Genomic DNA, 9,300 nt, shown 5'->3' with positions numbered 1-9,300 from the left:
TCGTAATGACGCATCGATTATTGCTCCTTACGGATTATTCAGCCTCCTGATAGGGTCAACCGCGGCCCATGGAGGCAAGGAACGTGTTTGTGTGCGGCTGAAAAATGACGCGTAACTATACTTGCGGACGGTTTGAAACTCAAGGATTGCCGGGGATTTATTCTTGTTCTAACCATTACTCAACTAAAACCGCACTTTTTGTTCATTAAACAACCAATGGATGTAGATCCATTAGTCTACTAAATATTTCAATCAAATCATTAGCTCAACATAAATATCATTCACTTTTTTTGACAAAGTGAATCAATTGCCACGTATTTTTAAATTAACAAAAGCGACTAGAATTATTTACATCCACCGCAAAACAAGCGGCGCAGCTAACTGAAAGTCATTCAAAGTGTCTAAACATACCCTAAATAATTCGAGTTACAGGAAGGCGGCAAGCGAAAGAGTCCCGATGAGCTTACTGTGTTGTAAGTGATTCGGGTGATTGAACGCAGCCAACGCGTCTGCGGCTCGAAGTATAACGGGTATAAGATTTTGGAGTCACCTATGAAACATACACTTACTATCGCAGCCGCACTCGGCTTGGTATTATCAACCAGCACGTTTGCCGCCACAGAAATAACCGCTCAACAAGCTATGCAGCAACAGCGCGTCAGTATCGGTGCTCTGTCACTGGGTCACAATGTCATTTCTCCTGATGATGCCACTGCACAAATCAGTAAATTAGCTGATGAACGCGGTGCGACTTCTTATCAGATAATTGCTATGCATGAACCCGGCGACAATAGTTCCATGCACGTTAATGCCGTTCTCTATCGCTAAGATTCAATAGATAAATACAACACCAGAGAAACACCGATAAAAAAGACAATACTCATACCCATTCCCCCGCTTGTCGGGGGTTTTTTATAGATATTTGCTAAAAAAGCGTGTTCCTGCGCTCAACGCTGTTGGCGTAATCTTATGTCCAATCCCCGGTTCTGTAAGATAGGTCAGGTGGTTATCACGCCTGCTGACTTGCAGTGCCTGAACCAAGCGCGCACTCTCCGCCGCTGGCACCACATCATCCGCTTCGCCATGCCAAACCAATAAAGGCCGCTCAGCAATTTTTTCCAACTGATGGGAAAGATCATAATCTGCCAGTGGTGCCAAACGACGTTCAAACTCTGCCGGGCTGAGCTCCCGTCCTGCATCCAAAGGTGGAAACAGCGAATGCGCCAACGAAGTAAAATAACCTGATCCCATAAAATCGGCAGCAACACTGATCCATGGGTAGCGAGCAAACGCGCCTAACGCGGTCATTCCCCCCATTGATGCGCCCGCAACACCCATTCGATCACCGTCAATTAATCCTGCCTGTTGATAATGCTGCTTAAGCCCAGGTAGTTCATCAATATTCGATTTGAGGATCTCCCAGAAATGAGACAACCGCTGAGTTTCATTGCCGTCAAAACGCGCACCATGCATAGCTGCATCCGGCGCTATAGTGCGAAAACCGGCTTGGGCGAAAGCATAGGCAAAATAGGAATAGACTTCTTTTGACGAGGTGTAGCCATGATAAAAGAAAATGGTGGGTAACGGCTGCTGACGCTGGCCCGCAGGGGCCGCATGGATGACCTCAATCCCATTAATGTTTTCCAGCGACATCTCAATCATGGTGAGAATCCTTTGTTTATCAGGCAGCGAACAGGCTTATAACAGATAGATGCAGTGTGCCAAAATGAAGATATAAAGTCTTAAATCAATTTCTTCCAAGATATTCCCTCATACTTGAGGTTGCAGCGTTACACTTGAGAAATAATGGGCTTAGCAGTGATATCGCAGCTGACAAAGAGGCAAAAATGAATTTAAAACGTGTAATGGTGGTCTTACTGATCACTTTGGGACTCTCGGCTTGCAGTGCTTTTCACGTTACTCCGGTTCCACCACCTGTGGCTCAGCCCTATGCCCAGGAAATCACCCGCGCACAGAGCCTTAATTTACAGAAAGTGGGCACCGTTTCAGCTCAAGTATTTGGCAGCCCGATGGATATTGAAGCTGAAATTAAACGTAGGGCCAATGCCAGTGGTGCGCCCTACTATTTGATTATCATGATGTCTGACAGTATTTATCCAGGCATTTGGTACGCCAACGCTCTGTTGTATAAATAACTAGTTGTATAAATAACTAGCAGTATAAATAATTAGTTGTATAAATGATTTCGAGCTTATTTCATGCCGCTGCCGCGACTGAGCAGCAGCGCGCAAACCGCTTCAGGCACCATGTATTGATCCCGGTGATCTAGCGTCATGCGACACCAGGCATCGGCCAATGGCGGCGCGGCAAACCGCAGCAATTGAGATGCACAACACAAGTCAAACAGTTGCTGCGTTATCGCCCGCCCTTGCTCTTCCTTGGGATTTTTCAGCCGCTGCTGCAATTGTCGCCATGCCCGGTCAAACAATCGATTTTGCCCTCGCACCGAATAAAACTCTTGCTGAAGCATTTCTATCGCAGAGGGGAGTTTGCGGAAGGTTCGCAGCACATCAAGGCACATAATATTGCCGGAACCTTCCCAAATGCTGTTGACCGGCATTTCACGGTAAATCCGCGGTAGCTCACTTTGTTCGCAATAACCAATCCCGCCAAGAACTTCCATCGCCTCGGCGACAAACCCGCTGCCCAGCCCACAGACACGATATTTTGCCGCTGGCGTCAGCAACCGACTGAATACCTGCTCATGAACCTCGCCGGTTTTCTCCCATGCACTGGCCAGACGCATCAATAACGCGGTATGGCCTTCTAAACGCAATGCCATACGGCTTAAGACTTGCCGCATCAAAGGCTGGTCAACGAGTGCTTTACCAAAGGCTTGCCGCTGCCAGGCATGGTACAGCGCGACGGAGAAGGCTCTTCTCATCAGGCCATGACTACCGAGCGCGCAATCAAAACGAGTATATCCACCCATTTTCAGAATTTGGCGAATGCCGTCACCTTCATCGCCCAATAACCACGCGGTCGCATTATCAAATTCAACTTCACTGCTGGCATTAGAACGATTGCCGAGCTTCTCTTTCAAGCGCTCTAAGCGAATGGCGTTATAGGTGCCGTCTGGCAATATTTTAGGCAGGAAAAAACAAGATAGCCCCCCTTCGGCTTGGGCCAACACCAGGTGCGCGTCACTTTGTGGTACCGAGAAAAACCATTTGTGCCCGACCAGACGATAAGCCTCACCATTGCCGCGAGCCTGCAGCGGCTCTGCTCTGGTGGAGTTACTTAACACATCGGAACCGCCCTGTTTTTCGGTCATACCCATGCCAATCAATAAACCACGTTTCTGGCTACCGACGATTTGATGCGAGTCATAACGATCTGAAAGCAGTGCTGGTATCCAGCTTTGGAATAGCGGTGGAAGTGTTTGTTGCAGCAGCGGAATGGCACCAAACGTCATGGTTATTGGGCATAATGTCCCCGCTTCCACCTGAGCATGCAGGATGAAACGCGCCGCTCTGGCGACAAAAGAGCCTATCCGCGCATCTTCCTGCCAAGGTAAATTATGCACTCGGTGATTAACCAACTCTTGCATTAACACATACCAGGCAGGATGGAATCGCACCTGATCCAATCTCTGGCCAGCTGCATCATAGCGCAATAATTCTGGCGGATTGGCGTTTGCCAGCCGCCCTAATTCGAGTGACTCCTGTGAGCCAAGTTGAAGTCCAATTAGAGAAAGATCCTCTCCATCCCAGCCAGCATGTTCCCGCATCACTGCTTCCCGCAAGGCCATATCAGACAGATATAAATTACTGTTAGATAACGGCTCAGGCTGGTTGAAAACCAAATGAGTCTGCCACTCCATACCTTCCTCCATTTCGGTACTTATTGCGAAATCGGCATTCATAAATCAGGGTTAAGTATGGTGCAGGCGGGGGTTTTTGCTGACAGGCACATCACAAACAGCGATTAATCCACTCTATATCGCTGATAGTGATGCGAAATTCTCTGTGTGAAAAATAAAAAACAAAAAGCCAACATCCGGAAATGTTGGCTTCAGACTGCTGACAAACTCCAACGACTCGATCTTGCAAGGTGAGGACAGGGAGAAGAGTAAAGCGTCCGCGCCACGGATGGCGCGGCTCGAGCCCCCAGGGAAGGCTTGTTTTAACAAAAAAAGTGTGGCGTCTTTATGATCTGCCTGTTTTCACCGATACAGGCACTTTGTCATTAACTTCAATATTAAATTTTTAGCGCTCGCTGACGTACCGCTTCAAACAAACACACACCGGTAGCAACCGACACATTGAGTGAAGAAACACTCCCTGCCATCGGAATGCTGATCAGTTCATCACAGTGTTCGCGGGTCAAACGGCGCATACCTTCGCCCTCAGCTCCCATCACTAATGCCATCGGGCCGGTCATTTTGCTTTGATACAATGTATGGTCTGCTTCACCGGCAGTCCCGACAATCCAGACATTGTGCTCTTGTAACACTCGCAGCGTGCGCGCCAGATTAGTGACTTTAATCAATGGTACGTTTTCAGCAGCACCACTAGCGACCTTCTTGGCGATGGCATTCAGCTGCGCCGAGCGATCCCGTGGCACGATAACCGCATGGACACCCGCAGCATCTGCACTGCGCAAGCATGCGCCCAGATTATGGGGATCAGTAACGCCATCGAGCACCAACAGGAAGGGGGTTTCTACACTTTCCAGCAATGCTGGCAAGTCATTTTCCTGATACTGACGCCCTTCACGGACTCGCGCCACGATACCTTGATGGACACCACCTTCAACCTGTGAATCCAGCCACTGGCGGCTGGCAACCTGAATCACCAAACCGGCTGCTTCCAGTTCGGCAATCAAGGGCTGTAGGCGACGATCGTCACGACCTTTCAGAATAAAAACTTCCAGAAAACGTTGTGGATCATTGTCTAACAAGGCTTTAACGGAGTGAATGCCGTAAATAATTTCGCTCATGATGCTCTTTTATAAATGATTAAATATAAATGAATGCGGGCGACCAGGGCCGCCCGACAATCAACAGGCCATTATTGGTCACTGCTGGTTTTTTTCTTCGCGCGCTTGGCCTTGGTGGCAGCAGCAATTTTCTTGGTCTTGGCGGATGCTCTTTTCGCTTTAGCTTTGGCCTTTTTCTCGGCCAACGCTTTGTCATCTAACTTAGCGGCGGCATCTGCCGGACGGAAAGCACTATCTGGCTCAAAGTTTGCCGGTTTTTTAGCACGACGAGGGCGTTTCTGCCCACTTCCTGCTGGCGCGCTATCACGACGTGATGAACTCGATGAGCTCGATGAACTCGATGAACTACCACGACCGCCACGGCCAGTGGAAGTATCGCGCATAGTGCGCTGACCATCGGCTTTCTTGGCTTTATCACGCGCCGTTTTGCCTTCACCGCGCGGTTTACGGGTACTGGAGACCAGAGCAAAATCAATTTTGCGCTCATCCATGTGTACCGCCTCAACCCGGATTTCCACGGTATCACCCAACCGGTAAACCTGACCTGAGGATTCACCGATCAAACGCTGACCAATGTTATCGTAACGATAGTAGTCATTATCCAAACTGGAGACATGTACCAAACCATCAATAAACAAATCATCCAGACGGACGAAGAAACCAAAGCCGGTGACGCTGGCAATAATCCCGGTGAAGACTTTCCCCACCTGATCCTGCATAAAATCACACTTCAGCCAATCTGCGACATTACGAGTCGCTTCATCAGCACGGCGTTCAGTCATTGAGCAATGTTCGCCCAATTGCAGCATATCTTCGTACTCACTGTGCCAGCCACCGGTTGGTGTCCAGCGCTCTTTCACATTGCCGTGCTCTTTGGCAAGCTGGTACTTGATAGCCCGGTGCATGGCCAAATCGGGGTAACGGCGAATGGGTGAGGTAAAGTGGCCATAAGACGCTAACGCCAAACCAAAGTGACCACGGTTTTCCGGATCGTAAATCGCCTGTTTCATCGAACGCAGCAACATGGTTTGCAGCATTTCATGATCCGGACGATCCGCAACTTCATCCATCAGCACTGCATAATCTTTTGGCTCTGGTTTCAAACCACCACCAAGTGTCAGACCCAGCTCACTGAGCACACTACGCAGCGCTGAAATATGGTCATCACTTGGGCGGTCATGCACCCGGAACAGCGCCGGTTCGTTATGTTTTTCCACAAACCGCGCGGCGGCGATATTCGCCAGAATCATGCACTCTTCAATCAACTTATGCGCGTCATTACGCACCGTCGACTCAATACGCTCGATACGCCGTTCAGCGTTAAAGATAAACTTGGCTTCTTCGGTCTCGAATGCAATACCTCCACGCTCAGCACGAGCCTGATCCAGCGCCTTGTACATGGTATGCAGTTCTAACAGATGCGGCACCAGCGGCTTATATTGCTCGCGCAGTGATTCTTCACCATCAATGATTCGCCATACTTTGGTGTAGGTCAGACGCGCGTGCGAGCTCATCACCGCTTCGTAGAACTTATACGACGACAGTTTGCCCTGTGCGGAGATGGTCATCTCACACACCATACACAGGCGATCTACCTGCGGATTCAGGGAGCAAAGGCCGTTTGACAGCACTTCCGGCAGCATCGGGACAACTTGTGACGGGAAGTAAACCGAGTTACCACGGCTGCGAGCTTCATCATCCAGTGCAGTGCGCGGACGCACATAATAACTGACATCAGCAATCGCCACCCACAAGCGCCAGCCGCCACCGCGTTTTTTCTCGCAGTAAACCGCATCATCAAAGTCGCGGGCATCTTCACCATCAATAGTCACTAAGGGTAGATTGCGTAAATCCACTCGCCCTTTTTTTGCTTCTTCCGGCACTTGCTCTTTCAGGTCAGCAACTTGTTTTTCAACTTGTGGCGGCCAGGTATGTGGGATCTCATGAGTGCGCAGCGCAATATCTACCGCCATGCTGGTACCCATGTTCTCACCGAGTACTTCAACAATCTTACCCACTGCTTTAGTACGGCGGGTCGGGCGCTGGATCAACTCGACCACCACCATATACCCCATCCGCGCGCCATTGATGGCATCTGGTGGGATCAGAATATCAAAACTCAAGCGGCCATCATCCGGCACCACAAAACCCGTACCCGCATCAGTAAAATAACGCCCGACAATCTGGCTGGTTTTCGGTACTAATACGCGCACGATACGCGCTTCACGACGACCTTTGCGGTCAGCACCAACAGGTTGGGCCAATACCACATCGCCATGAATCGCGGTTTTCATTTGCTCGGCTGAGAGGTACAGGTCGTCTTTACTGCCTTCAACCCGTAAGAAACCAAAGCCATCACGATGACCAATAACAGTCCCGCGCAATAAGTCCAGGCGCTCCGGTAAGGCGTAGCACTGACGACGGGTAAAGACCAATTGCCCATCACGCTCCATCGCGCGCAGGCGGCGACGCAGCGCCTCTAGCTGTTCTTCACCCGACAAATTAAGTTCATTTGCCAGTTCTTCACGGCTGGCAGGTGTTTCGCGTTTCGCGAGATGAGCCAAAATGAACTCCCGGCTAGGGATGGGTGACTCATATTTTTCTGCTTCTCGCTCCAAGAATGGATCTTGTGACATTGCGGTTCCTCCGTTGTCAGCAGCAGCTTGCTATACGTGTTTTATTATAAGAATTACTCAACAAGTAATAGCTTGTAGAGCGGGGTATTATCTTGAACCATATCGGCTAAAGTATAGTTATCCAGCTCGTTAAGGAAACTTTGTACCGCCTGATTAAGCACTTGTTTCAAGCGGCAAGCGGGGGTTATATGGCAAAAATCACTACTGCAATTGACCAGAGAAAGTGGTTCTAACTGGCGCACAACGTCACCAATTCGAATTTGGTCAGCCGGTTTACCTAACCGTATGCCGCCATTCTTCCCCCGTACAGCGGTTACCAACCCGACACGACTCAACTGATTGATTATTTTAACCATATGATTGCGAGACACGCCATAGACCTCGGTCACCTGAGAAATGCTGGTCATTTGGCCTTCAGGCAGCGAGGCCATATAAGTAAGCGCCCGCAAACCATAATCAGTAAAACTTGTTAACTGCACGTATACCCCTGAGTATCAGTTTACCCGGCTTAAACCCATCTAAGATGACACGTTTTGGATAGGTTAATAAGTGCGATTCTAAGTGCTATTTAGAAACTTATAGATTGAATGATAAACCAGCCACAAAGCTTGCGACTAATCATTTAGATAAAGGGCGGGTTTTTTGATGTAAAAATGGCTGACCGGAGATAACTTTCTGGTGAATCTAAGACAATGAACCGGACATAAGCCCGGTTCATTAGCATCTGAATTCTGATTATTTAGCTATTTGCTAATAAATCATGCATCAAATGGGTCGCGCAGGATCATGGTTTCTTCACGATCCGGGCCGGTAGAGATGATATCAACCGGAACACCTGTCAGCTCTTCTACACGCTTGATGTAGTTCAGCGCTGCCTGTGGCAACTTGCTGTGTTCTTTTACGCCAAAGGTCACTTCTGACCAGCCTGGCATGGTTTCGTAGATTGGCTCAATACCTTCCCAGCCTTCAGCAGCCAGTGGAGTGGTATCAACTTCGCGGCCATCTGGCATGCGGTAGCCAACACACAGTTTCACTTCTTTCAGACCATCCAGCACGTCCAGTTTGGTCATGCAGAAGCCAGACAAGGAGTTGATCTGCACAGCACGACGTACTGCAACGATATCCAACCAACCGGTACGACGGCTACGGCCAGTGGTCGCGCCATATTCGTTACCTTGCTTACGCAGGAACTCACCTGTTTCATCGTTCAGTTCAGTCGGGAATGGACCTGCACCAACACGAGTGGAATAGGCTTTCACGATACCCAGCACGTAATCAACATAACGTGGGCCCAGGCCAGAGCCTGTCGCAACGCCACCCGCTGTGGTGTTCGATGAAGTCACATACGGATAAGTACCGTGGTCGATGTCCAGCAAGGTGCCTTGAGCGCCTTCAAACATCATGAAATCACCACGCTTACGCGCACTGTCCAGCAATTCGGAAACATCAACTACCATTGCAGTCAGAATATCGGCAATAGCCAATACTTCATCCAGCACTTTTTGATAGTCAACCGCTTCTTCTTTGTAGTAGTGCACCAACTGGAAGTTGTGGTAATCCACAATTTCTTTCAGCTTGATTGCGAAGGTTTCTTTGTTGAACAAATCACCTACGCGCAGACCGCGGCGGGCAACTTTATCTTCATAGGCAGGGCCGATACCACGACCGGTAGTACCGATTGCTTTTGCACCACGTGCTTTTT

At 49.3% G+C, this 9,300-nt stretch carries 8 protein-coding genes; 2 read left to right on the top strand and 6 right to left on the bottom strand.

The genetic code is table 11. The features are described from left to right. The first annotated feature begins 552 nt into the window (after positions 1 to 552). Positions 553 to 828: a DUF1471 domain-containing protein gene (locus ACNSO8_RS02560; RefSeq protein ID WP_005156389.1), complete on the top strand. Its 276-nt coding sequence runs from the start codon at positions 553 to 555 to the stop codon at positions 826 to 828. An 84-nt stretch (positions 829 to 912) separates the two neighbouring features. Here ACNSO8_RS02560 and yjfP read toward each other — a convergent pair whose 3' ends face one another. Next, positions 913 to 1,662: an esterase gene (yjfP, locus tag ACNSO8_RS02555; RefSeq protein ID WP_019080712.1), complete on the bottom strand. Its 750-nt coding sequence runs from the start codon at positions 1,660 to 1,662 to the stop codon at positions 913 to 915. Between the two features lie 185 nt (positions 1,663 to 1,847). On the opposite strand from yjfP, the gene bsmA reads away from it, so the two are divergent. Continuing rightward, positions 1,848 to 2,156: a biofilm peroxide resistance protein BsmA gene (gene bsmA, locus ACNSO8_RS02550; RefSeq protein WP_005175485.1), complete on the top strand. Its 309-nt coding sequence runs from the start codon at positions 1,848 to 1,850 to the stop codon at positions 2,154 to 2,156. A gap of 56 nt (positions 2,157 to 2,212) precedes the next feature. On the opposite strand, the gene ACNSO8_RS02545 is transcribed toward bsmA, so the two are convergent. The 5 genes from ACNSO8_RS02545 to purA all read right to left on the bottom strand — a co-directional run. After that, positions 2,213 to 3,856: an isovaleryl-CoA dehydrogenase gene (locus ACNSO8_RS02545; protein WP_050322025.1), complete on the bottom strand. Its 1,644-nt coding sequence runs from the start codon at positions 3,854 to 3,856 to the stop codon at positions 2,213 to 2,215. Positions 3,857 to 4,221: 365 nt separating this feature from the next. Continuing rightward, positions 4,222 to 4,962: a 23S rRNA (guanosine(2251)-2'-O)-methyltransferase RlmB gene (rlmB, locus tag ACNSO8_RS02540; protein ID WP_004392482.1), complete on the bottom strand. Its 741-nt coding sequence runs from the start codon at positions 4,960 to 4,962 to the stop codon at positions 4,222 to 4,224. 71 nt (positions 4,963 to 5,033) lie between these two features. Beyond that, complete coding sequence (rnr, locus tag ACNSO8_RS02535) at positions 5,034 to 7,598, bottom strand: ribonuclease R (RefSeq protein ID WP_418393729.1); 2,565 nt, start codon at positions 7,596 to 7,598, stop codon at positions 5,034 to 5,036. Positions 7,599 to 7,651: 53 nt separating this feature from the next. Further along, the gene (gene nsrR / locus ACNSO8_RS02530; RefSeq protein ID WP_005156409.1) at positions 7,652 to 8,077 is read right to left on the bottom strand and encodes a nitric oxide-sensing transcriptional repressor NsrR; all 426 of its coding nucleotides are present in this window, start codon (positions 8,075 to 8,077) and stop codon (positions 7,652 to 7,654) included. 279 nt (positions 8,078 to 8,356) lie between these two features. Beyond that, the coding region (gene purA, locus ACNSO8_RS02525) for an adenylosuccinate synthase (RefSeq protein WP_418393728.1) at positions 8,357 to 9,300 on the bottom strand (944 nt) is incomplete at its 5' end.

The sequence above is a fragment of the Yersinia sp. LJYL362 genome (genome assembly GCF_048323875.1).
This window is presented reverse-complemented; position numbering and strand designations above follow the sequence as displayed.

Bases quoted from the DNA above. Each gene is read 5' to 3' on its own strand.
- ACNSO8_RS02560 (WP_005156389.1), top strand. From the start codon at position 553: ATGAAACATACACTTACTATCGCAGCCGCACTCGGCTTGGTATTATCA.
- yjfP (WP_019080712.1), bottom strand. From the start codon at position 1,662: ATGATTGAGATGTCGCTGGAAAACATTAATGGGATTGAGGTCATCCAT.
- bsmA (WP_005175485.1), top strand. From the start codon at position 1,848: ATGAATTTAAAACGTGTAATGGTGGTCTTACTGATCACTTTGGGACTC.
- ACNSO8_RS02545 (WP_050322025.1), bottom strand. From the start codon at position 3,856: ATGGAGGAAGGTATGGAGTGGCAGACTCATTTGGTTTTCAACCAGCCT.
- rlmB (WP_004392482.1), bottom strand. From the start codon at position 4,962: ATGAGCGAAATTATTTACGGCATTCACTCCGTTAAAGCCTTGTTAGAC.
- rnr (WP_418393729.1), bottom strand. From the start codon at position 7,598: ATGTCACAAGATCCATTCTTGGAGCGAGAAGCAGAAAAATATGAGTCA.